This window comes from Niveispirillum sp. FG148, assembly GCF_057809655.1.
In genome coordinates this window covers 38,822-62,130 of sequence record NZ_JBMDKJ010000030.1, presented here as the reverse complement: position 1 = coordinate 62,130, position 23,309 = coordinate 38,822, and the positions used below count along the sequence as shown (strand labels likewise).

The 23,309-nt window shown below is 63.7% G+C and carries 17 protein-coding genes; 10 read left to right on the top strand and 7 right to left on the bottom strand.

The features are described from left to right. Positions 1–71: 71 nt before the first annotated feature. Complete coding sequence (locus ACODTW_RS23270) at positions 72–1,079, bottom strand: GDP-mannose 4,6-dehydratase (protein ID WP_488948513.1); 1,008 nt, start codon at positions 1,077–1,079, stop codon at positions 72–74. 699 nt (positions 1,080–1,778) lie between these two features. Between ACODTW_RS23270 and ACODTW_RS23265 the strand changes: the two genes are divergently transcribed. The 4 genes from ACODTW_RS23265 to ACODTW_RS23250 are packed head-to-tail and all read left to right on the top strand — an operon-like array spanning position 1,779 to position 6,465. Continuing rightward, positions 1,779–3,017, top strand: coding sequence for a 2OG-Fe(II) oxygenase family protein (locus ACODTW_RS23265; protein ID WP_488948512.1), 1,239 nt, complete (start codon positions 1,779–1,781; stop codon positions 3,015–3,017). A 43-nt stretch (positions 3,018–3,060) separates the two neighbouring features. Continuing rightward, on the top strand, positions 3,061–3,690 hold the full coding sequence (locus tag ACODTW_RS23260; protein ID WP_488948511.1) for a 2OG-Fe(II) oxygenase: 630 nt from the start codon (positions 3,061–3,063) through the stop codon (positions 3,688–3,690). Continuing rightward, a complete protein-coding gene (locus ACODTW_RS23255) occupies positions 3,678–4,526 on the top strand; it encodes a hypothetical protein (protein WP_488948510.1) in 849 nt (282 codons plus the stop codon). Before ACODTW_RS23260 ends, ACODTW_RS23255 begins: the two co-directional genes overlap by 13 nt. 34 nt (positions 4,527–4,560) lie before the next feature. Then, positions 4,561–6,465, top strand: coding sequence for an asparagine synthase-related protein (locus tag ACODTW_RS23250; protein ID WP_488948509.1), 1,905 nt, complete (start codon positions 4,561–4,563; stop codon positions 6,463–6,465). A 20-nt stretch (positions 6,466–6,485) separates the two neighbouring features. Here the strand turns inward: ACODTW_RS23250 and ACODTW_RS23245 are convergent, their stop codons facing one another. From ACODTW_RS23245 to ACODTW_RS23225, 5 genes are all read right to left on the bottom strand, one after another. After that, a complete protein-coding gene (locus ACODTW_RS23245; protein ID WP_488948508.1) occupies positions 6,486–6,791 on the bottom strand; it encodes a lasso peptide biosynthesis PqqD family chaperone in 306 nt (101 codons plus the stop codon). A gap of 70 nt (positions 6,792–6,861) precedes the next feature. Further along, positions 6,862–7,719 carry a sulfotransferase domain-containing protein gene (locus tag ACODTW_RS23240; RefSeq protein ID WP_488948507.1) on the bottom strand — a complete coding sequence of 286 codons (858 nt, stop codon included), beginning with the start codon at positions 7,717–7,719 and terminating at the stop codon, positions 6,862–6,864. Continuing rightward, entirely contained in the window at positions 7,716–8,507 is a 792-nt protein-coding gene (locus tag ACODTW_RS23235; protein WP_488948506.1) for a hypothetical protein, read from the bottom strand. The genes ACODTW_RS23240 and ACODTW_RS23235 overlap by 4 nt, the downstream gene beginning before the upstream one ends. Before the next feature lie 593 nt (positions 8,508–9,100). Further along, complete coding sequence (locus tag ACODTW_RS23230; protein WP_488948523.1) at positions 9,101–9,571, bottom strand: recombinase family protein; 471 nt, start codon at positions 9,569–9,571, stop codon at positions 9,101–9,103. Between the two features lie 192 nt (positions 9,572–9,763). After that, complete coding sequence (locus ACODTW_RS23225) at positions 9,764–11,680, bottom strand: CocE/NonD family hydrolase (RefSeq protein ID WP_488948505.1); 1,917 nt, start codon at positions 11,678–11,680, stop codon at positions 9,764–9,766. Positions 11,681–13,325: 1,645 nt separating this feature from the next. Between ACODTW_RS23225 and ACODTW_RS23220 the strand changes: the two genes are divergently transcribed. Further along, a complete protein-coding gene (locus ACODTW_RS23220) occupies positions 13,326–15,350 on the top strand; it encodes a TonB-dependent siderophore receptor (protein WP_488948504.1) in 2,025 nt (674 codons plus the stop codon). Between the two features lie 103 nt (positions 15,351–15,453). Next, positions 15,454–17,439 (top strand): PepSY domain-containing protein, encoded by a 1,986-nt coding sequence (locus ACODTW_RS23215; protein WP_488948503.1) that lies wholly within the window; start codon positions 15,454–15,456, stop codon positions 17,437–17,439. Between the two features lie 254 nt (positions 17,440–17,693). On the opposite strand, the gene ACODTW_RS23210 is transcribed toward ACODTW_RS23215, so the two are convergent. Beyond that, complete coding sequence (locus ACODTW_RS23210; protein WP_488948502.1) at positions 17,694–18,812, bottom strand: C45 family autoproteolytic acyltransferase/hydrolase; 1,119 nt, start codon at positions 18,810–18,812, stop codon at positions 17,694–17,696. A 142-nt stretch (positions 18,813–18,954) separates the two neighbouring features. On the opposite strand from ACODTW_RS23210, the gene ACODTW_RS23205 reads away from it, so the two are divergent. From ACODTW_RS23205 to ACODTW_RS23190, 4 genes are all read left to right on the top strand, one after another. Continuing rightward, positions 18,955–19,875, top strand: coding sequence for a GntR family transcriptional regulator (locus tag ACODTW_RS23205; RefSeq protein ID WP_488948501.1), 921 nt, complete (start codon positions 18,955–18,957; stop codon positions 19,873–19,875). Positions 19,876–19,962: 87 nt separating this feature from the next. Further along, positions 19,963–21,522 (top strand): ABC transporter substrate-binding protein, encoded by a 1,560-nt coding sequence (locus tag ACODTW_RS23200; protein ID WP_488948500.1) that lies wholly within the window; start codon positions 19,963–19,965, stop codon positions 21,520–21,522. A gap of 5 nt (positions 21,523–21,527) precedes the next feature. Then, the gene (locus ACODTW_RS23195) at positions 21,528–22,469 is read left to right on the top strand and encodes an ABC transporter permease (RefSeq protein ID WP_488948499.1); all 942 of its coding nucleotides are present in this window, start codon (positions 21,528–21,530) and stop codon (positions 22,467–22,469) included. 11 nt (positions 22,470–22,480) lie between these two features. Continuing rightward, a complete protein-coding gene (locus tag ACODTW_RS23190; protein WP_488948498.1) occupies positions 22,481–23,302 on the top strand; it encodes an ABC transporter permease in 822 nt (273 codons plus the stop codon). Positions 23,303–23,309 lie beyond the last annotated feature (7 nt).

The following is a 23,309-nucleotide window of genomic DNA, read 5'->3' as shown; positions in this document are numbered from 1 at the left end:
CAGTTGCCGCCGTACCGCCCATGCGGCGTGAGCCAAGCCGCCGGACGGCGCCGCCCGCCGGCTGAGGGACTTCAGGCCAAGTCCAGCAAGCCGTCGTCACCGGCCCGACGACGCTGTTCCGCCGCTGCCAGCCGCGCCGCCACCCCAGCCACATCCACCTCGGCGCGCCAACCGAGCAGCGTCTGGGCCAGTGCCGGATTGGCGGCAATGATCTTCGGGTCGTGCGGTCGCGGGGGGGAGGCGCCAGCAACGACATGGCGGCGCCAATCAAGACCGAATGCGTCGAAGACCATGGCAACGAAGCTGCGCAGGCTGACGTGACGGCCGGTGGCAATCACCAGGTCCTGGGGCGTGTCGGCGCCGATCATTGCAACCATGGCCGCGACATATTCCGGCGCCCATCCCCAGTCGCGTTCAATGTCCAGATCGCCCAGTCTCAAGCTATCGGTCAGGCCGGCAGCAATGTCAGCGGCCCCGCGCACCACCTTGGCGGTCACGTAATGATCCGGGCGCAGCGGGGATTCATGATTGAACAGGATACCTGAACAGGCAAACAGTCCATAAGTCTCGCGATGATGGGCGACCGTCCAGTGGGCAGCCGCCTTGGCTATGCCATAGGGGCTGCATGGACGAAAGATGGTGCCCTCATCAGCCGGCTTGCCGCCCGCGTCGCCAAAACATTCGCTGGATGAGGCGTTCAGGAACCGGCAATCGAGCCGGGTACGGCGGATTGCCTCCAGAACGGTAACGGCCCCCGTCACGATGCCGTCCACGGTTTCGCCGGGACGCTCAAAGGATCGATGAACAGAGGATTGGGCCGCCAGATTAAAGATCATAGAAGGCCGGATGGTCTCCAGTGCGTCCGTAACGACCGCACGATTGGTGGGGTCTATTGTATGCAGCGTCACCCGATCAAGACAGCCGACCCGTGCCAATCCGGTAAAGGTCCGGGCCGTCGCATCGCGTGAACCGCCATGAACACGCACCCCCATCGCCAACAGCTGGCGGGCCAGAAAAGCCCCATCCTGGCCACCAATACCAAGGATCAACGCTGTGTCTGAGGAAGGGCGAACCGTCATCGGGCACCCAGATCACCGGTGATCACCGCCATTTTCGACACGTCTCAGCCTTCATACAGATTCGAGGAGCACATCCCTTTATCAAGATGTAGTTGTATCAAAAACGTCAACATAGGCGAAAGGCGAAAGATCACGTTCCCGGCGGCCGCCACTCCCCTTAGTCGACAAGGAATGGAACGAGGGGTTCCATTGATGTGGATTTGCGCATCGAAAGCCTGGGCAAAAGCTTCAAGGCGATTGAACGGGAAGTCAGGGTGATTTGAGGGGAACCACAGACCTGAAACTGTCCCCGATGAAGCAGCCGGACAGCCCGCTCGCGGACCTCAGCTGAAAACTTGTTCGTCGTCTTGCTCATGATAGCCCCATCCTCTCAGGAGTTGGAGCCGCCGACAATCCCGGCGCGATTCATGCTGCCTATACGACCTTTCCCCGCGAACGCCGGGCCAAGATCCAAAGCACAAACCCACCGCACGTCTTAATGGCGAGATCAAACGCCGCTCCGACGTTGTCAGCATATTCCACACGAGGTCGCCGTCACCCGGCTTTTCTACCCTATCCTGTCAGAATATAATGATGATTCTGCCATCCGGCGCGCCGTTACAGGATAGTGGAAACAAGGCCCCGCTCAGCGATGATCCCTTCATTATGCTATCTGCCGTTGCCGTATGATAAAAACGGCCGGATGTGCCAGAGGACAGGATGACCACGCCGCACCGACACCGCCGCCAGGAACGTGATCAGATCGCCTGGCGGATGGATCAGCCCAGCCCAAATCTACCCGCCCGGTCCTTCCTGCCGCTGCTGCGCGCCGCCATTGCCGCATGCCCCGACCGCCCCGATCTTCTGCGCGACCTTGCGGTTGGCCTGCGCGACGATCAGCGATGGACGGAGATTTGCGATCTGCTGTCGCCACGCGCAGAAACAGGCGAGCTGACGCCGGCGCTGGCATGCGAACTGGCACAGGCTGCCATCGCCTGCGGTGATCCGGCGCTGGCTTTGCAGGTGCTGGACCCTGGGGTTGCCGCAACCATGCCGGACGCGCGCCGACAAAGGCTTCTTGCCCTCTATGCCCTGAACCGGATCGAGGAGGCCCGCGCCGCCGCGGTGCAGGCGCTGGATGAAGATCCAGGTGACAGCACGGTGCTGGAGGCCTTTGCAAATGATTGCCTGACGCGTGATGCCGCTGACGCCTTGATTACGCTGTGTCAGCAGGCCATCGATAATGGGGTCGGCTCCACCCTCCACCTCGCCTATCTGTCGGCCGCACTGTCCCAGGCCGGGCGGACGGCGGAGGTCCTGCACCTGATCGACCCGGCACGTCTATGCCGCCGGATCGACCTGGATTGCGGGCTGGTCGATAATGCGGAACTGGCGAGGGCAATTCTGACCCATCCGGCACTGACCCCGTCGCCGGCGATCCGGCCGACACGCGGGCGCAATCTACGCCTTGAGGGACTGGCCAGCGTCGAGCATCCGGCCATCCGCAACCTACTCGCCGTCATTCGCCGGCAGGTCGACCAATATCTGGCAGAGCGTCTCGACATACCGCACCCGCTGATTGCCAATCGCCCGCCAGAAGCAAGGCTGCAAGGCTGGGCGCTGGTGCTCTCGGACGATGGGCACGAAGAAACCCACATCCATCCACGGGGCTGGCTGAGCGTCGTTTATTACATCCGCATTCCCCAGGGCACGCCACCGGACGCGCCACCGAACGCGTCACGAGGCGAAGCCGCGGGTGCCCTGGTCTTCGGGCCCTGGCCGCCGGCCATCGGGCAATCCTTGCCCGATTTCCCGTGCTGGCGCGTGGAGCCGCAGGAAGGAACGCTGCTGATCTTCCCCTCGTTCCTTGGGCATCGCACGGTGCCCACCGGTGTGGACGCGTTGCGAATATGCGTGGCGTTGGACGTTCTTCCCTGCGGCGGGGATCGAGCATCCTGAATGACCCACAAAACGCCGCCGAAAGATTGTACAGTAGGGCCGCATGAGCACAGAATCCGCCCCCCGCGCCTTCGCGCAGCCAGCCCCCCACCGGGTGATCCGCAACTTTCTCGGTCCCGATCTGATCGCCCGGCTGTTGGCCCATGTCGATGCCAGACAGGATATGTTCACGCCCACACAGCTTAATGGTGGGAGAACTGATCCCGAGATCCGCGTCTCCCGGCTTCTGCGCGATTTCGGCGACCTGCGCGAGGTGCTGGACGCGCGCTTCCTGGCGATTCTGGACCCGATGGTGGCCGATCTGCGCCTGTCTACCCTTGATCTGGGGCAGTTGGAGATGGAGATTGTCGCGCATGGCGACGGTGCCTTTTACCAGCGGCATATCGACACCCAACCCGGTACCATCGACCGGGCGACGGATCGGGCATTAACCAGCGTGCTCTATTTCCACAGGGAGCCACAACACTATAGCGGCGGTGCGTTGCGGCTGCACGCCATCCTGCCGCCTGAAGAAGGCGGGTGTTTCATCGACATCACACCGGAACAGGACATGCTGCTGCTGTTCCCCTCCTGGGCACCGCACGAGGTACGGCCGGTCTCCTGCCCGTCCGGTGCGTTCATGGATCAGCGGTTCGCCATCAATTGCTGGTATCGGAGCCGATGCACATCATGATTCCGTCCGCCTATAGGGCCAATCCCCTGGCCGACGCGGTGATCCACAGTGAGGCTGGCACCACCGACCATATTGACGTCGCCAGCTATTCGCGGACACGCGGCTTCGTCCAGGGACGGTTGAGCCGGGGCGAGACGCCGGGATTTGACGCGGCACTGCGCTTTTTGAGCGGCGACGCGGCAGGTGGCGGACACCTGTCTGCGGCTGAAGCGATGGCCCTGTGGCAGGCGGGTCTGATCTTGTTGCCGCAGGAATGTGCCGCACCGTTCGTGTCGCCCGACGTCACCGGGGCGCATGACAGATTTATCCAGGATGGCTACATCCTGCTGCCTGAATTGGTGACGCCCGATGCGCGGCAGCTCTTGAGCGACCATTACCGGGCATCGGTGTCGGCGGGAAAGCTGAAGCATGGCGACCGTCAGGCCAACCGGCATTACGCCCACAATGACCCGGCCGGAAGGGTGGCGCTGAACGCGTTGCGGGAAACGGTCGAGCGGATTGTCGGCAGCCCGATCAAGCCCAGCTACGCCTATGCCTCGCTTTATGGCGGGGGAACGGATCTCCCCCGGCATCGTGACCGGCCGCAATGCCAGTACACATTATCCTTGCAGATCGACCACCAGCCGCTGCCGCCGGAAGGGCGGTCGCCGTGGCCGGTTCACCTCTATCTGGATCCAGCCGCGCCGCCGGTCGACTGCTTTCAGACGATCGGCGGCGGCATTCTGTTCCGTGGCTGCGACATCCCGCATGGACGGCCGCCCCTGCCGCCTGGTGAGCATAGTTGGGTGCTGCTGCTGCATTATGTCGATATCGACTTTGGCGGGTCACTTGATTGACCCTGCAGCATCGTCCCCAGTACGGAAATGAATAATGCGATTGATCTGCGGCTTCCTGCATCTTGATGGCCGACCGGCAGAGGCCGGGCGGCTTGCCACCATGGTCGCCGCCATGATCGAGCCGGGCCTGACCCCGGCGGTGGCCCGGTTTGCCGAAGGACCGGTCGCGCTCGCCACGCTTGATTTCGCGCCCGCCACCGACCCGGCGCACGGCGCACCCCCAGCCACCTGCCTGCCAGGGGGCAGCGGCGGCCTGGTCCTGGCGGCCGACGCCCGGCTCTATGAAGGAGCCGATGGAAGGACCGACGAAGCCGCCCTGCTGCATGCGCTGGAACGCCGTGGCGACCGGTCCGATGGCGGGCTTGGCGGCATCGTCGGCGATTTCGCCCTGGCCGCCTGGAGCCCGCGCGACCAGACGCTGCTCTGCGCCCGTGACGGTATGGGGGTCCGGCCCCTGTTCATCAATGATCGACCGGGCCGTACCTTTGCCTTTGCCTCGCTGCCGCGTGGTCTGCACGCCAGCGGCCTTGTCGCGCGGGAACTGGATGAACCCGCCCTGCTGAGCACGCTGTTGATGCGGGAGACGCCGGACAACCGATCGGTGTTTCGTAGGGTTGAACGGCTTGCACCGGGCACCTGGCTGGCGCTATCGGCGCAGCGGCGGCAGAGCGGGCAGCATTGGCAAATCTGCCCGGCGACCGCCGGTCGGAACCAGTGCCGCCCGGAGGCGGCCGCCGCGGAGATGGCGGCCCTGGTCACCCAGGCGGTGCGCGTCCGTCTGCCCGCAGCCGGGCCGGTGGCGACGCATTTGAGCGGCGGGCTGGATTCTCCCTCCATCACCGTCCTGGCCGCCCGCGCGTTGCGCGGGACGGGACAAGCCTTGCTCGCCTACCCGTTCCTGCCGACGCCGCACGGAGATTACGCGCCGGATGGCGAAGGCCAGCGCGTTCAAGCGGTGCTGGATCAGGAGCCGGACATTACCAGCATTCCCGCCCGCATTGGACCGCCGCTGGATTTCCTGCTGCCGCGCATGGATTGTGATCAACCCCTGCCGTTCGACCCTGCCGATCCGGATGCATGGGTCTGCATGGATGCGGCGGCGCGCGGGGCCGGTGTATTTTTCTCCGGCTGGGGGGGAGACCAGGGCGCTTCCTTCAACGGTCGCGGTGCCCTGGCCGAGGCCTTCCTGGCCGGGCGCTGGTGGCTGCTGGCGCGCGAGATCCGGGCGCGCTCCCTTATGGTGGGCGGTTCGATGGCGGCGACACTGCGCGGCGATGTCCTCAGCTATCTGCTGCCAGAAGCAGTGCAGACCTTCGCCCGACGCCTGCGCGGCAAGGTGCCGGACAGTTCGCCGCCCGTGGTCCTGACACGGCTGTTGCGTCCGGAGGCGATGGATGGTGTCACCCCACCGCCGCCGCCATTGGGGCCCGACGCCGTCGCCAACCATGTTCGTCTGCTGAACAGTCAGATTTTGACGCGGCGTCCCGAACATTGGGCGCTGACCGGTGCCCGCACCGGCATTGCTGCGGCGTTTCCCCTGCTTGACCGGCGGGTGATCGAATTTTCGCTGTCATTGCCAAGTGCGCTGTTCCTGCGCGGCGGCGTTTCGCGGCGGCTATACCGCGACGCCATGATTGGCATCCTGCCGCACAAGCTCCGTGAAAACCCGGTCAAGGACATCCCGATTTCCGAGACATCGCTGATTGTCGCCCTGCAGCGCGACGCGCTGCTGCGCCGGCTGCCCGACCTGCGCGAACACCCAAGGGTCAGCGCCTTGTTTAACCTGGACGCGCTGGAGCAGCGTTTACGCGCCTTGCCCGCCCCGGAGGAGGCGTTGCGACGCGCCAGCGAATTGGGCGACAGCCCGGCATTGAACAGGCTCGCCTTGATGCTGCCGCGCCTTCTACGCTTTATCGCCTATGTACGGCAGCATCATTGATGTATCCGCCGCCGATGGCATCACGTCCCCGGTGCCGCCGCAGGGGCGGTGACCAGCAGGCCGCGTTTGCGCAATGCCTCCAGAAACCGTTCGACATGTGGCCGAACCTCGGCAGGGTCGACATCATATTCTGAGGTCAGCGCGTCCACCAGCCCATCAACGGTGATCGGCGCCGCCAGCAACTCCCAAATACGGGAACCAACAGCGTTCAGGTTGAAGTAACGACCCTGCTCGACGCTCATCATCAACAGTTCCCCGTCGACATCGGCGGTCAGCAGATTGTCGGCGCGGCGAACGGTTTCGCAAGCTCCGGATTTATTACTCATGTGTGTTTCCTCGTATAAAAAGCACTTGGGAACCGTCCTGAGTGACGGTCCTTTCTGTCAGGCAGAACTGTCACAGATACCCGAACCGTTCCATCATCGGGCGGTGGCCGGTGGTGATCGCATCAATCTGTGCTGCCGTCAGAACCTCGGCCCAGGCTCCGGCCCGACCGGAGCGGAAAAAGGGTGCTGCTGCATCGGACGGACGCTCAAAAAAACCTGATTGGCTTTCCTGGTGTTGCAACGCGCCAAAATCGGCAAAGCGAACGGCGCGTGCCACACGGTCGCCTTGGACTTCCCAGCCGACAAAGGCGACCACTGCTGCAAAAACGCCGATGGGATCGGTCTGCAAATCTTCATAACGCAGGACATGGACCGCAAGATCGGATTGGTCGATCCAACTCGCGACATGGGCGCTCCAGTCGCCAACCCGTTGCGGCACATGCTTGTTACGGTCGTCTCTGCGCCAACCACCAATGGTGTTTTTGGGGTTCCCCAACTTCTCAATCGCGCGATCAATCGTTATGTTGTTGTGAAACGCCAGTGAAACCGCCACATCGCGCGGATCACGGACGATGTACAGGGCCGACCAATCGGCCCCCCGTCCCAGCAGAGGCGTGCCATCAACGCCAACATCGCGCTTGTCATGAACCTTGATGCATTTGACTGTGCCGCATCGCCGGACAAAATCCTCCATGACACGGGCACGCAGAAGATTGGCTTCGTCGAGGGTGAGATAATCGGGATCAACGAAACTCTCCTCCTCCAGAAAATCCTTCATGATCGGATAAGGGCTGTTCAGATCGATCCGGTTGATGGCGATCGGCTCGGCGTCGCCGGAAAGATAATTGGCGATCAGAAAACGCAGCCATGTGTTCCCCGATTTCGGGTAGGACGCGAGCCAGACGATCCTGCCCCCGCAAGCCATCATGCCGCCGCGTCCAGCCGGGCCAGTACAGTGGCAACGGTGCCGTCCAGCAGGGCAAAATCCATGGCACGGTCGCACAGAAAGACCCGAACCCGACCAAGCAGGGCAGCGATCTGCCGGAACAGGTCGGCGTCGCGCCCCAGATGGCTGGCCGGCCGTGAGCGATAGACCTCGTTGCGCAGCAGCGCAGCGGCGTCGGCAGGCGCCAGTTCGATCAACCCCGACGAATTCGTTGTCTGCAATATGAAGATCGCGGCCAGTGGCGTTGGTTCCTGCCTGGCCATCCTTGGCGGATCAACGTGGAACTTCTGGATACTGGACCGCACGGCCGGTCCCAGACGGTCGGTCAGCGCAAGCTGCTCGACGGCGTCCATCCACAGCCGATGCTGACGCCCATCCGGCAGGATGGTCGGCGCCCCGTTTTGATCGAAATGGATGGCGGCGACATCGTCGCCGACGAAATCACAGCCCGCCCGGCACAATGCCGCCGCCAGAGTGGATTTCCCGGCACCGGTGACACCGCACAAGGCCACCCCCCGGCCCCGATAGGCGACGGTGGCGGCATGGAGAACCAATTGGCCGCGCTGATGAAGCAGGACACCAAAACCGGTGCCGAGCAGAAAGGGGGCCGCGTCGGTGGGTGTTGATGTCGCATGCAGATCGACGGTGATCTCGCTTCCCCGCGTGACGAGGAAGCGGGCAACCTGCGGAACCTCAAACAAAAAGGCCGTATCGTCCAGTTGCCACGTCGCCCCGGTACGGCTTGGCGTCGCCAGTTTCGCCGGCGTCACACCGCACCTGACGCGGACATCTATCGGTGACACACTCTCTGCCGCGATGGCCATTCCAGGAAGGGCAAAATCCGACGCAACGGATAAACCGCAGATTCGATAATGAAACAACGGCCGTCCCTGATTTTTTGAAACGTTGAAAAGCACTCACCAGACAGGCTGGCATCAGGAAGATGGGCCAGAGTTGGGGCTTGATTCATTCGGGCTGTTGGATTTGACCTGGGTAGCACTCTTAATGGTCTGATCTCTGATTTCAGGAGGTGACCATTTCTTTTTACAAGTTTTCGGGGTGTAATTCCGGGGATCGGGGATTTTATTCATGGTTTCTCTATTTTCTGTTGGCGTACATTTTGCGGAGCAGGTCTCTATCAATATCCAGAACGGGGCCAAAAGGCAAGAGTTGGCCTCCATCCATTTGGATACCTAAATCGGGAAAATTATTAATGAGAATTCGTCGCAACTGTGGGCGTTGGAGAACCCATACGATGCGATGTAAATTTGAATCCAGTTTCGTGCACTACTCGGGGGAACGAAAAGAAATTAGGAAATTTACTGCGTTCTGCGGGCGAAGGTGTCAGTTGATTGCTTAAGGTTCATGAAACCTTGCCCGGCCCGTTCCACCCAGCGCGTTTCAACGTGTCGATCAAGGTGCTGCGGGCAATGCCGAAGTTCCGGCACACGGCGGCTTTGCTGGCTCCTCCATTCAGGGCGCGTTCATACTGCGCCAACGCACCGAACAGGTGGAATAGCAGTTCCCCGTGCGGGGTGCTTGTGTCCATGCCCTCCGTCAAAGACCGGAATCGGATGCCCCCGTCGCGCAGTCCGGCGATGATGTCGAGCAGGTGAGGCAGCGACCGCCCAAGGCGATCCAGCTTCCATACAACCATCATGTCACCTGACTTCAGGAAAGATAGGCACCGCTTGAGGCCGGGCCGGTCATCGCGCGCGCCGGAGGCCTTTTCCTCGCAGAGGTGGCGGGGATCGACCCCGGTGGCGATCGGGGCGTCGCGCTGGAGCGCGGTTGTTTGTCGGCCGCCATCTGACGACACCCGCATATCGCCCACCAAGATGTGCGGAAACCCCTGTATTGGCTGCTTCCGCACATCGCATCATTCCGACATGGTTTTCGTGCAGTAATCGAAGGCAATACGATAGCCACCCACGCGCCCAGTCCACGCCGTCGGCAAACAAGTATCTTCCGACAGGGGCCAATTCGGCCTGCACTGCCATGGTCGTCTGGCATATGCCGAACCCCGTCACTCCACCACCGGCAACGACACTGTGCTGGCCGTCGCGCCGCCGTACCAGACGCTTTGAGTGGCTTTGCGGTAGTCGGTGGGTTTGGCGAACATGATGTTGTCGACAAAGGTCTGCGGGTTGCGGTCATAGAGGGGAAACAGGGAAGATTGAACCTGGACCATGATCCGGTGGCCCGGCAGGAACACATGGTCAACATCGGGCAGTGACCAGCGGTAATGCACCACCTCTCCCGGCTTCAGGGGTGAGGGCTGGGCGAAGCTCTTTACATAGCGGCCGCGGAAAATCTCGATCCCGATGGGCAGTTCAAAGCCGGCCATGCTGGGCTTGCCGCCCTGTTCAGGATGTTCGGGCACGTCGTTGGGATAGACATCGATCAGCTTCACCACCCAGTCGCTGTCGCTGCCCGTGGTGGCGGCGTAGAGGTCGACCCTGGGGGCGCCCATGATGTGGACGGGCTTTTCCAGGGGTGCCGTCTTCCACAGGGCGACATCGGGTCGGTCGGAGACAAAACGCTGATCATGCACCAGCCAGGGCTTCCACTGCGTGGCGTCGCCCATGTCGATGGGCCGCGGCAGGAAGGGGACGGGGTGGGCCGGGTCGCTGATGTAATCATCATGGCCGGCGGCTGACGGCCGGTCGAATCCCGCCGCGCCGTTGGCGGCCAGATAAAGCGGCCTGGCCGTGCCCATGGGCCAGCGGAGCGATTCCTGCCAGCGGTTGATGCCGGTCGTATAGGTCAGTACGGGCGGGGTGTGCGGGTCGGCGGCACCCTTCAGATGATGATCGAAGAAGGGCTTCAGATAACGCACGCGCCATTCCCGCGCCGTGTCGCCGGTGAAGCGCAGGGCGCCCAGATCATGGCCGGTATGGTTGGCCCCGGAATGGCGCCAGGGACCGATCACCAGGGTGACCATGTCGTTATTTGTGTCCTTGGGCTCCAGCGCGCGATAAACGGCGGGGGCGCCATAGCTGTCCTCCTGATCCCACTGACCCACCTCCAGCATGGTGGGAACGGTCAGGGGGTGGGCGGCCAGCCATTTATCGACGGCCTGCAAGGACCAGAATTCCGTATAGGCCGGGTTTTCCAGGAACTTGCGCACGCCGGGCACCCGCTCGATCCCGGCCATGCGCGCGAAATCGGCGGCCGACCCGGCCTCCAGATAGCGGGTATAATCATCGCCCTTGCCCAGCGCCAGTTCCCCGCCGCCATCGCCCTTGTTCGTACCCTGGCCCACGGCATAGTCCAGCGAGGGCAGGCGGAAGGCACCATTATGGAACCAGTCATCCCCCATCCAGCCATCGACCATGGGGCTTTGCGGCACGGCCGCCTTCAGCGCCGGATGGGGATTGATCTGTGCCATCAGGGTGGTGAAGCCAAGGTAGGAGGAGCCGATGATCCCCACCTTGCCATTGGTTTCCGGCACATTCTTGACCAGCCAGTCGATCGTGTCATAGGCGTCGGTCGACTCATCAATGCCGGTCTTGTTCAACGGGCCCACCAGGGGCCGGTTCATGATGTATTCCCCCTCCGACCGGTGCATGCCGCGGATATCCTGCAGGACGATGATGTAACCATCGTCGGCGAATTCCGTGTTCATCACCTCCACATTGTCGACCAGCCGTTGACTGGCCACGCGCCGGGCAGAATCGTGCGCGTCATAGGGGCTGCGCGACAGCAGGATGGGCGCGGACTTCACGCCCTTCTTCATCAGGATCACGGTGTAGAGCTTGGTGCCGTCCCGCATGGGCAGCATCACGTCGCGGCGCACGAAATCGGCCCAGGGCAGGATCTGCTCATACTGGGCGATGTCGGGCGTCATCGGCGTCACCGGCGCCGGGTTCTGCGCCAGCGCCGACGTGCCGAGAAGCAGCAGGGTTGCAAGCGGCAGGGCGGTGCGGGGGACAGACTTCACGGGGCGGGCTCCTGAAAGGAAGGCGGGGCGGGGGGCGGTTGTGGTACGCCATGCCCGTTTGCAGGGAAGACTATCGTATACGAAAAGGGGCGCAAACGCCAAAACCTTGGTGCTTGTGACCCTGGCCCCCTTCTCATCAAGGGGGGAGGCACTGTTGCGAGGTGTCAGAGTTTGTCTGATTAAGCCTGAAAAATTCATCAGGCCGGCCAAACGAGGCCGCCATCACTAGGCTCGTCGGATGGATTGATCCCCGGCCACAGTCTCAGCCAGTGATCCCGGTGGCGGGCGATATCCGGGTGGCTTCTTTCGCTGGCGACCAATGTCTTCTGGTGACGGTCTGTGAAACGTTTCATAAAATGACATGAGAACCGGCTCGCCGCAGGACATGCCCCGGATGCTGAGGCATCCAGGGCAGGGGATGAGGGTGAGGTGGCGCTACGTCAAGGGACCGTCCCCCAGCTTCCTGCGCCACCAGCGGCTCCGTGCAGCTAGGTCCCTGCGACGGCCCTCGACTGAGCTTACGTATCCATGCCCCTGTAAGGGGTAACCCGCGGCGGTCGCGGCGTGCTGGGCGGCACTCCATGGCTCGTCCGTCATGCGCACGGTACGGGGGTGGCGGGGTTCTTCAAACATGATCTTCTCGCGGTCACAAACGACCCAATTATATCGTGTTGCTATATTGCTTTGCGCTGAGAATACGGGAGAATACAGGTTTGTATTCTAATAGAATACGGTGCGTTCTCGATTTTTCAGTAACTTAGGACGCAGCGAAGCTGCATCAGGTGTGAGCAATCTCTCTCCACATGACCGATCCGCTCATGGTTTCACTCGTCCACCTTCGGCGTTCCCCGCCTCTCCGCCTGACTTAGGGGGCGGGGTCTGGGGCAGCCCGCGCCCCAGGGAAACGTGGCGGCCTCCGGGAGGGTGCCATTTGCGCCAACGCCCCCCATTCCCCGTCACCAGAACAGCGGAGCCGGATCCATTCATGATCTCTACTGCGCCGGTGGCCGGCAGATCAGGTCGCACAGCCAATAGGGGGCGCTGATATCCACATGGCACGGGGATCCAACCCGTCCGAACGCCGGTTGCCGCGAGCACGGACGGGCGGGCCTGGGGGTGGCCGCAGGCCGGGGCCCCAGGGTCGCCAACGTGAGCCGATCCTACTCGCCGATCCCGGCTTGCCCACGACGATGTCGTCAGCGCCGCAGGAGGGGGTACAGGGGAGGTGTCCTCGCCGATATTACCCGCCACACATCCAACCCCGTTTCGATGCTTTCTGTCACCACCACCTGACAGGTTCTCACCACCACCGGTCCACGGTCACGGCTCACTGGGGTGCCTGTCTGATCTGACAGCCAAACCGGTTGGTGCCTTCAGGCGCCTTTTTCAAAACTTTGCAACAGAGCCCCCGCGTGTGCGGCCAGCACATGAAGTTCCCCGCCTTGCCGCAAAGTGTATTGTTTTCTGTTTTAACATAATGCTATTGTCGATCCCGAAGGCAGCCACCGGGACAGGGGGCGCAAAACAAGATGGCGAAATTTACAAACAGGGGACTTCAGACATGAGGAAGATCGCTGCGGGCACAGCACTCTGTGCCACCATTCTTGGTCAATTCATGTATTTTAGTGTTGCAAACGCTCAGAGTGTGACCGGGACCGACAGCGGCGTCCTGCTGGAAGAGATCATTGTCACGGCCGACCGCAAGAACAGTTTCGGCGCCGATTATGTGCAGGCCGGTACCTTCCGGGGTGCCCGCATGATGGATACGCCGCTGACGGTCAATATCATGCCGCGCGATCTGCTGGACGCGCAGCAGGTGACCAGCATGGGCGACGCGGTGCGCAATACCGCCGGCGTGACCTATGCCCAGGTCAGCCCCGCCGTTTACGCCAACCTGGCCATCCGCGGCATCCCGGTTGAAAACCGCAGCAACTACCGCATGAACGGCTCTTTGCCGATCGTGAACCAGATCGACCTGCCCATGGAGGACAAGGAGCGCATGGAGGTACTGAAAGGTGTCGCCTCGCTCTATTACGGGTTCACGACACCAGCCGGTATCGTCAACCTGACCATGAAGCGCCCCACGGGCGACACGCTGAACGAGGTTACCCTGAGCGGCAATCAGTTCGGCGGCGTTGGCGTGCATGCCGACATGTCGCGCCGGTTCGGGGAAGAGGATCAGTTTGGCCTGCGCGTGAATGCGGTACAGGGCTGGCTGGAAACCGGGGTGGATGCGGTGGATGGTCACCGCACCGTGGGAGCCGTGGCCTTCGACTGGGACCCGGTGGAGACGGTGAAGGTCCGTCTTGATGCGGAATATATCGATAAGAAGATCACGGAGACGGCGACCATCACCCTGCCTGCGGCCGTCAATGGTGTCACCGTGCTGCCGCCCCTGTGGGATCCGAAGAAAAGCCTGTCGTCGGAATGGATGTATTCGGACGCCAACGAATTGAACCTGATGGCCCATGTCGAATGGCGCTTTGCCGACAATTGGTCGATAACGGCGCAGGCTGGCCGGTCCGATCTGTCGCGCGACCGGCATTACAATACGTTCCGCAACTACAACCTGACCACCGGGGCGGGAACGTTGCAGGTGTTGCTGTCCAACGGCAATGATTATGTGAACGAGAATTATCGCACCGAACTGGCCGGCGCGTTTGAGACGGGCCCGCTGACGCACCAATTGTCGGTGGGTGGCACCATCAACACCCGCACGGCGGAAACGCCCAGCAATCCGACCGTCAACTACGCCCAGAATTACTATAACCCGGTCCGCGTGGCCGAAACGCCGCTGCCGGCACGCGTGGTGCCCAACCCGTCCAAGATCACGGACCAGGGTGCTTATATTTTCGACCGTGTCTCCTATGATCGCTGGATCGATGTGCTGGTCGGCGCGCGCTATACCGACTATGAAAACAAGTCGCTGACGGGCACGCCCTACAACACGACCAAGACCTCCCCCTCCTATGGCGTCGTCGTGAAGCCGCAGGACTGGATCAGCCTCTATGCCACCTATATCGAAGGGCTGGAGGAAGGCGGGGTGGCCCCGCTGACCGCCGCAAACGGGGGTGAGGTGCTGCCGCCCGCCATGTCCAAGCAGAAGGAAGCCGGTATCAAGATCGAACCGCAGAAGGGCCTGATGGTCTCTCTGACCTATTTCGATATCGACCGCGCCTCCTCCTTCCTGAACAGCGCCAACCGCTATGTGCAGGACGGCCGCACCATCTTCAAGGGCTGGGAAGCCAGCGCCACAGGCGAGGTGACGGAGCGCCTGTCGGTCTTCGCCACGGCCATGTATCTGGATGCCGCCCAGGAAAAGGCCGCCAGCACGGCCGTGATCGGCAAGCGCCCGGAAAACACGGCGAAATACACGGCTTCGCTGTTCGCGGAATATAAGCCGGAGATGGTCGAAGGACTGGGCGTCTCCGCCGGTCTGTTCTATGTCGGCAACCGGGCCATCAACAATCAGAACACCGCCTTCATCGATGGCTACACGACCTTCAATGCCGGTGTCCGCTACAGCACGGAGATCGCGGACCATCCCGTCACCTACCGCCTGAATGGCGAAAACCTGACCGACAAGAAATACTGGGCGGCGACCGGTGCCAACCTGTTGAGCCCGTCCCTGCCCATGACGGTGAAGTTCGCGGTGACGACACGGTTCTGAATGGCATGACCGGCATAGTCTGCCGCGATGGGGCCGCCTTTGCGCGCACCATGGCGGCAGACTGTTTTATGGTTCATGCATCACGCATGTCATCGGGGGAGCCATGAGGCTGCTGGCATGGGCGCATCGCTGGCTGGGCCTGCCATTGTCGCTGATTCTGCTGGTGCAGGCGCTGACGGGCGCCATTGTGCTGTTCCGGCACGAAGCGAACGACCTTCTGCACCATGCGGCCCTGACCGCCGGTGGCGGTCCCCCCTTGCCATTGCAGACCCTGGTCAGCGGTATTCTGCGCGACCGGCCCGACGCCAAGCTGCTGCGAGTGGATTTTCCGTCCACCGCAGAGGGCACCTATATCCTGCGCCTGGATCGGGGTGGGACCGAATGGCGCCTGTCCGTCGATCCCGGCACGGGCCGGGTGAAGCGGGAAGCGACCGTCGCCGGCTGGCCCGTCGAATGGATCTTCGATCTGCATTACACGCTGCTGTTGGGCAAGGATGGACAGACCATTGCGGGGTTGAGCGGCCTTGGCCTGCTGATCCTGTCCATCACGGGGCCGATCCTGTGGTGGCGGGGGCGGCCACGCGGGCGGGGCCTGTTCGCGGTTGCCGTAACTGGCGGGCGGGTGCGGTTCCTGCGCGACCTGCACCGCCTGACCGGCATCCTGACGGCCCTGCCCCTGATGACCCTGTCCTTCACCGGTATCATGGTGGCCCTGAAAATCTGGACCTCTGTGCTGGTCGGCCTGATCGCCCCCGTGGCGGGAAAGCCCGCTCCGGTGGTTGCGGCACAGGCCGGTCAATCCCTGCTGCCCCTGGATCAGGTGGTGGCCGCTGCCAAGGCCGACAGGCCCGGTGCGCCCATCCGCAATATCCGCTTTCCCGGCGGCAGCGGCAGGGTAGTGCTGGTGTTCCTGGAGGATGAAGCCGCCGGCCGGCCGGATGCCACCTGGCAGGTCTGGGTCAGCGGCTATGACGCGGGCATCCTGGCCCGCTATAGCGAGGCGACGATGCCAACGGGCAGCCGCTTCATGGAATGGATGCTGCCCATCCATACGGGGGCTGTGGGCGGCCTGACCCTGCGCCTGTTCTGGCTTCTCTCCGCCCTTGGTCTTTCGGGCCTGCTGGTCACCGGTGCCTGGGGCTGGCTGGCGCGACGGAATGGATCGATACGACCCCTGCGCGTCGTCGCCGTTGAACGCCTGTCCGCCACTGTCGTGGGGATCAGCCTGCGCGCGCCCTTCGGCCGACCGGTGCGGGCCGAACCGGGGGCCCATATCGACCTGCACCTGCCCGGCGGCCTGATCCGACAATACAGCCTGACCAACGGACCGGGCGACCGGTCCGCCTATCATATTGCGGTACAGTTGGAAGCCGCCGGCCGGGGCGGTTCGCGCGCGGTGCATGCGCTGCGTGTCGGGGACCGGGTGCACGGGGGACAGCCGCGCAACAGCTTCCCGCTGGACCGGTCCGCACCGCACCATCTGTTGCTGGCCGCCGGCATCGGCATCACGCCGATCATCGCCATGGCCGATACGCTGGCCCAGGCCGGCGCGCCCTTCACCTTGCACTACGCCACGCGCGATGCTGCCGGTGCGCTGTTCCGGGACCGGCTGGCAAGGCTGGGGAACCGGGTTCACCTCTACCCGGCCGATGCCGTCCCCCGCCATCGCCTGGATATCCGCGCCGTCATGGCATCCGCCCCGCCCGGCACGCATGTGCAGGCCTGCGGCCCCGCCCGCTTCCTGGCCGATATTCGGCGCGCTGCGGCCGATCTGGGCTGGGACGATGCGCGGGTGCATCTGGAAGGGTTTACGGCCGCCGGTCCGGGGGCCGATGCACAGCCCTTCAGCGCCCGGTTGCCGGATGGTCGCATCATCCCCGTGCCCGCCGACCAGACCCTTGCCCAGGCCCTGACGGCTGCCGGCCTGCCTGTCCCCGTTTCCTGTGGGCAAGGCATCTGTGGCACCTGCACCCTGCCCCTGCGGTCCGGCCAGGTCCTGCACCAGGACCATTGCCTGTCCCCACAGGAACGGCAAACGCTGATCACCCCCTGCTGTTCCCGCGGGGTCGGTGAAATCGCGGTGGGATGAAAAAGGGGGCGGCGGGCCGGCCGGAGCATGCCCCCAATCCGCCAAGGGTCAAGCCTTCGGCGAATGGGTACTAGACTGTCTGGTTTATGCTGAAGCCTCACCCACCGTCACCCCGGCGAAGGCCGGGGTCCAGAATCACGGGCGCCTTGCTCTATGAACTTGGACCCCGGCCTTCGCTGGGGTGACGGTTGTGAGAGCCAGTCCGGGTCGATTTAAATCCGACAAACTCTGAGGGCCATAAATTACGGCCCCCCTTAATCCAGATCATATCGCGTATAGGAATGCGGGCCATAGGGCCGCGGGGCCACCCACATGCGCCGTTCCGTGACATCCATCAGGATGGTGGCGACGGTGGAGGAGGTGCGCCCGCCTGGGCCGAAGACGACGGAGCGGCAGACCGCGCGTGGCGCGCCCCAGCGGTCCTGGAACGCGGCCTTCAGCGTTTCCAGGGTGATGGACCCGGCGGCGGCGCGCAGATGTGCCTCCACCTGTCGGTCGCGGTACAGGCTGTCGGCATTGACCAGCAGGCTGCGGTCCTGCAGCTTGGCGCGGGCCGGCGCACTGACGAAATGGTTGGCATGGACCAGCAGCCCGCCATCGGGCGCGATCCAGAACGCCTCGTCCGGGGTTGTTTCCAGATCAATGGCATCGCCGTCGGCGTGACTGACCATCAGATTGTTGGAAAAGGCGCGCGGGCTTTGCAGCACGGTCAACAGCGCATCCGACAGATGCGTCTGCGACAGCACGGCACGGCGGATCAGGGGAATGGGCACGCCGTCGCGGCTGCCATCCTTTTCGCATTCCAGGAAATTGCCGGTGATGGCCACACCGGCGCTGTTCAGCCCGGCCCGCGCCATCATGCCGGCTTCCACAAAGGTCAGGATGCGCGGCCCCTTTTCCGGGATGATGCGCAGGACCACACCGCAATCGGCGCATTCATCGCGCCAGTCCCAGTTCTGCCCATGCAGCAAATGCCCGTCCGCCGTCACCGATGGCAGGGCGATGGCCCCGGTACAGCCATCGGGTTCCGACTTCGCCACCGCCGCCTTCGACAGACCATAGAGCAGTTCGGTGCGGGCATTGATGGCGACAATATCCTCCACCGGCTCTCCCACCCCCGCGGCGATGCCCCGCATTTCGGCCAGCTGCTCGGGGTGGGATTTTTCCAGCCGTTCCTGGATGCGCTGCGCCACGGCGCGGGCCTTTTCCCATTCCACGCCCTTGGCGTCGATGGCAGCGCGATAGATGGCAAGACAGACCGCAATCCGTTCACCCGCCTGCGCCCCATATTGACGGCCACGCTCCATCGCGGGGCCTTCCAGCGTGATCAGGGGAAAGGGGACGGTTTCTGCCTGTGGCGGCAAGGGTTCCATGGCGCATGCCCGACGGACGTGAAAGGATCGCATTGTATTATGATGAAGCACAGTGCAAGTCAACCGGCCAACGCCAATCAAATTGGATTTTATCACGACAAGATACTAGACTGGACCCAAGAACGAAAACCGGAAGCCCCGTATGACCCGCGCCAGCGACATTGACGATCAGGATGAACAGGAAACCGGTGGTCCATCAAAGCTGCAGGCCGATCTGGCCGGGCAGATTGTCGACCATATCCGCCGTCACCGCCTGCCCGTCGGCCACCATTTTACCGAATTGGGTCTGGTGGAGGAATTCAAGGTCTCCCGCACGCCGGTGCGCGCCGCCCTGCGCCATCTGGCCGATCTGGGCATCCTGGAAACACAGCCGCGCCGTGGCTTTTTCCTGAAATTGCCGTCGGATGCCATTGAATGGACGGGCGGCGGCGGTCGCGCGGATGAGCTGGAGGATCTGTATCTGGCCATCGCCGCCGACCGGATGAAGGGCAATGTGGATGGCGAGGTGTCGGAAGCCGACCTGATGCGCCGCTATGGCGTGCCGCGCGGCACCCTGATCCGGGCGTTGAACCGCATGGCACAGGACGGCATCGTCGAACGCAAGATGGGCCATGGCTGGCAGTTCATGCCCACGCTGAACAGCGACGCGGCGCACGACGAAAGCTACCGTTTCCGCCTGCTGGTGGAACCGGCGGGCCTGCTGGAACCGACCTTCACCCTGGACCGCGCCTGGGCGCGACAGGTGCGCGAGGCGCATGAAAAGGTGATGTCGGGAGAGATCACGCCCACCGCCATGGAGTTTTTCGACATCAATGCCGAATTCCATGATTTCGTGGCCGCCTGCTCCGGCAACCGCTTCATCCACCAGTCGGTGCAGAACCAGAACCGCCTGCGTCGCCTGCTCTCCTATAACTGGTCCTATGGGGAGGACCGGGTGGTGGATAGCTGCCGCGAACATCTGGAAATCCTGCACGCCCTGGAACGCGGGGATCAGGAATGGGCCGCCGCCCTGATGCGCCGCCACCTGACCGTCTCTTCCAAGGAGCGGCCGGAATTTGGCTGAGCCCCCTGACCCGCCCCACAAATCATATTGCATTTCATAAATACATAGTACAAAGTACCTCCAACGAACAAACCGGGGGTACAGGGCATGTCGCGCGGCTGGACAAGGGTGGCCTGGGCATTGGCAGCGCTGGCGGGAATGCCCCCGGCCGCGGCGGCCGGCGGCACCCTGACGGTCGCGCTGAACGCCGATATCCGTTCCACCGAACCGGGCGTGAACCGCGACACCAACAGCGACATGGTCCTGGCGCAGATCGTGGAAGGGCTGGTCGCGTCGCGCGCCGACCTGTCGGTGGCGCCCATGCTGGCCGACCGGGTGGACATGGCCGATGACGGCCGCACCTACATTTTCCATCTGCGCGATGGGGTGCGTTTCCATGACGGGCGGGTGCTGACGGCGGGCGATGTGCGCTGGTCCTGGGATCATTGGATGGACCCGGCCCGCAACTGGACCTGCCGCAGCTTTTATGACGGCACGGGCCGGGGGGTGAAGGTCCTGTCCGTGGACACGCCCGATGACCTGACGGTCCGCTTCACCCTGGACCGGCCCTCGGCTGTGTTCCTGGCCCAGATGGCCAGCACGCAATGCCCGCTTTCCATCCTGTCCCCGTCCAGTGTCGGGGCGGACGGGCATTGGATCGCCCCCATCGGCACCGGCCCGTTCCGGCTGGGCGAATGGCGGCGCGGGCAATATGTCATGCTGGACCGGTTCGATGGCTACAGCCAGCGCCGCGATGAAGCCAGCGGTCTGGCCGGCGCCAAGCGGGCCCTGGTCGATCAGGTGAAATTCCTGATCGTGCCGGATGTCACCACCGCGCAGTCGGCGCTGCTGTCGGGCGGGGTGGATATCATCCCGGCCCTGCCCGCCGCCGCCGGACAGGATCTGAAACGCTTCGCCAATGTGCGGGTTTATGAACAGGAACTGCTCAGCTGGACCGTCCTGCTGCTGCAAAGCGATGATCCCGTCCTGTCGGATGTGCGCATCCGCCGTGCCATTGCGCACGCCATCGACCGCGACGGCATCGCCATGGTGGCCACCAACGGTCTGGTGAAGCCCAACCCATCCGCCGTGCCGCGCGTCGCACCCCAGCATGGACCGGCGCATGATGAATGGCCCGCCTATGATCCGGCAAAGGCCCGCGCCCTGTTGAAAGAGGCGGGATATGCCGGGCAGCGCATCGTGGTGCAGACCAACCGGCGCTTTCCCAACATGTTCGACAATGCCGTACTGATCCATGCCTATCTGCGCGATGCCGGCTTCAATGCCGATCTGGCGGTGCTGGATTGGGCCAGCCAATTGTCGAACTATCAGAAGGGACGCTATCAGCTTTCCTCCTTCTCCTATTCCGCCCGCTTTGACCCGGCGCTGACCTATGACGCGCTGATCGGCGACCGGGCCAAACGCGCCACGGCGCAGTGGCACAGCGCAGTGGCGGCCACCCTGCTGGATCAGGCCAATCGCAGCGGTGATGAAGCCGACCGTCAGGCCGCCTTCGATGCCCTGCACAGGCTGATGGCGGCCGACGTGCCGATCATCGGGCTTTATAACGGCGTCGCCGTCGCGGCCACGCGCGCCAATGTCACCGGCTTTCACAACTGGGCCGCCAATCTGCCCGTCCTCTGGGGCGTCGCGAAGGAGGGGGAGTAACCGCCATGGGTGCCTATCTCCTGCGCCGCTGCCTGATGACGCTGCCCACCCTGCTGATCGTGGCGGTGATCGTCTTCCTGCTGATGCGGCTGGTCCCCGGTGATCCCGTGTCGGTGATGGTGGGCGACATGGCCGATCCGGCCACCATCGCCGCCATCACCCGGAATCTGGGCCTGGATCAGCCGCTGCCGGTGCAGTTCCTGCGCTGGCTGGGCCATATCCTGACCGGTGATTTCGGCACCTCCATCACGACGGGGGAGCCGGTGTTGCCCGCCATGCTGCACCGGCTGGGCGTGACGGCGCAGATCGTGCTGATTTCCATGGCGCTGGCCATGCTGATCGCGGTGCCCGCCGGCATGCTGGCCGCGTGGCGACAGAACAAGGCCACCGACATGGTGATCACGGGCCTGCTGGTCCTGTTCATTTCCGTCCCCAGCTTCTGGGTCGGCCTGCTGCTGATCCTGCTGTTCGGGGTGCAACTGGGCTGGCTGCCCACGGTCGGCTATGTCGCCATCAGCGATGATCCGGTGCAGGGGCTTTTGTACCTGATCCTGCCCTGCGCCTCGCTGGTGCTGGTGGAAATGGGGGTGGTGGCACGCATGATGCGGTCGGGCATGATCGATGTGCTGCGCCTGGACTATATCACCCACGCCCGGGCCAAGGGCCTGGCCGAAGGGCCGGTGCTCTGGCGTCACGCCTTTCCCAATGCCTTTGCCCCCACGCTGACCTTCATCGGCCTGCTGCTGGGCTCGCTGCTGGGCGGGGCAGTGGTGATCGAAACGGTCTTCACCCTGCCCGGCCTGGGCCGCTTCCTGGTCGACGCGATCGAGGCGCGGGATTACCCGGTGATCCAGGGATGCCTGCTGCTGGTGGCGCTGATCCGCATCCTGGTCAATCTGGCCGTCGATCTGGCCTATCCGCTGCTGGACCCGCGGGTGCAGCTATGAGGAATTCCGCCATGACCCGGTTCCTGTCGCGGCCCAATGCCGCCCTTGGGCTGATCTTTTTCTCCTTCATGCTGCTGGCCGCCGCCTGGGGCCTGACCGCCACCCCCTATGACCCGCTGCGCCCCGATGTCTGGGCGCGGTTGCAGGCACCATCGGCACAGCACTGGCTGGGCACCGACGGGTTTGGCCGCGATGTGTTCAGCCGCCTGCTGGTCGCCGCCGGGGTCAGTGCCGGGGTCAGCCTGGCCACCGTCGCCCTTTCCGTCACCCTGGGCACCGGGATCGGTGCCGTCGCGGGCTATCTGGGCGGGCGGGTCGATGATGGGGTGACGGTGCTGATGGATGCGCTGATGTCCTTTCCCGCCATCCTGCTGGCGCTCGGCATCCTGGCCGCCATCGGCCCGTCGCCCGGCGGTGTGGTCCTGGCCCTGGGGCTGGCCTATACCCCGTCGGTGGTGCGGGTGGTGCGCGGTTCCGTCCTGTCGCTGAAGGAACGGGAATTCATTGATGCGGCCCGCGTGCTGGGCCAGGGCACCTTGCGCACCCTGCTGACCCATGTCATCCCCAATTGCCTGACGCCGCTGACGGTGCTGGCCACCGCCATGTTCGGCAATGCGCTTTTGTCGGAAAGCGCGCTCAGTTTCCTGGGCGCCGGTGTGCCCCCGCCCGCCCCCACCTGGGGCGGCATGCTGGCGGAGGGGCGGCAGCATGTGCAGGCGGCCCCCTGGCTCTGCATCTTTCCGGGTCTGGCCATTTCCATGGCGCTGCTGGGCATCAACCTGTTGGGCGACGCGCTGCGTGATCTGCTCGACCCCCGCATGAACAAGCTGTGAAGGGGGG

Coding starts and splice junctions, on each gene's coding strand:
- ACODTW_RS23190 (WP_488948498.1), top strand. CDS start 22,481: ATGACCCGGTTCCTGTCGCGGCCCAATGCCGCCCTTGGGCTGATCTTT.
- ACODTW_RS23245 (WP_488948508.1), bottom strand. CDS start 6,791: ATGAGTAATAAATCCGGAGCTTGCGAAACCGTTCGCCGCGCCGACAAT.
- ACODTW_RS23205 (WP_488948501.1), top strand. CDS start 18,955: ATGACCCGCGCCAGCGACATTGACGATCAGGATGAACAGGAAACCGGT.
- ACODTW_RS23270 (WP_488948513.1), bottom strand. CDS start 1,079: ATGACGGTTCGCCCTTCCTCAGACACAGCGTTGATCCTTGGTATTGGT.
- ACODTW_RS23260 (WP_488948511.1), top strand. CDS start 3,061: ATGAGCACAGAATCCGCCCCCCGCGCCTTCGCGCAGCCAGCCCCCCAC.
- ACODTW_RS23210 (WP_488948502.1), bottom strand. CDS start 18,812: ATGGAACCCTTGCCGCCACAGGCAGAAACCGTCCCCTTTCCCCTGATC.
- ACODTW_RS23250 (WP_488948509.1), top strand. CDS start 4,561: ATGCGATTGATCTGCGGCTTCCTGCATCTTGATGGCCGACCGGCAGAG.
- ACODTW_RS23240 (WP_488948507.1), bottom strand. CDS start 7,719: ATGATGGCTTGCGGGGGCAGGATCGTCTGGCTCGCGTCCTACCCGAAA.
- ACODTW_RS23215 (WP_488948503.1), top strand. CDS start 15,454: ATGAGGCTGCTGGCATGGGCGCATCGCTGGCTGGGCCTGCCATTGTCG.
- ACODTW_RS23265 (WP_488948512.1), top strand. CDS start 1,779: ATGACCACGCCGCACCGACACCGCCGCCAGGAACGTGATCAGATCGCC.
- ACODTW_RS23200 (WP_488948500.1), top strand. CDS start 19,963: ATGTCGCGCGGCTGGACAAGGGTGGCCTGGGCATTGGCAGCGCTGGCG.
- ACODTW_RS23255 (WP_488948510.1), top strand. CDS start 3,678: ATGCACATCATGATTCCGTCCGCCTATAGGGCCAATCCCCTGGCCGAC.
- ACODTW_RS23195 (WP_488948499.1), top strand. CDS start 21,528: ATGGGTGCCTATCTCCTGCGCCGCTGCCTGATGACGCTGCCCACCCTG.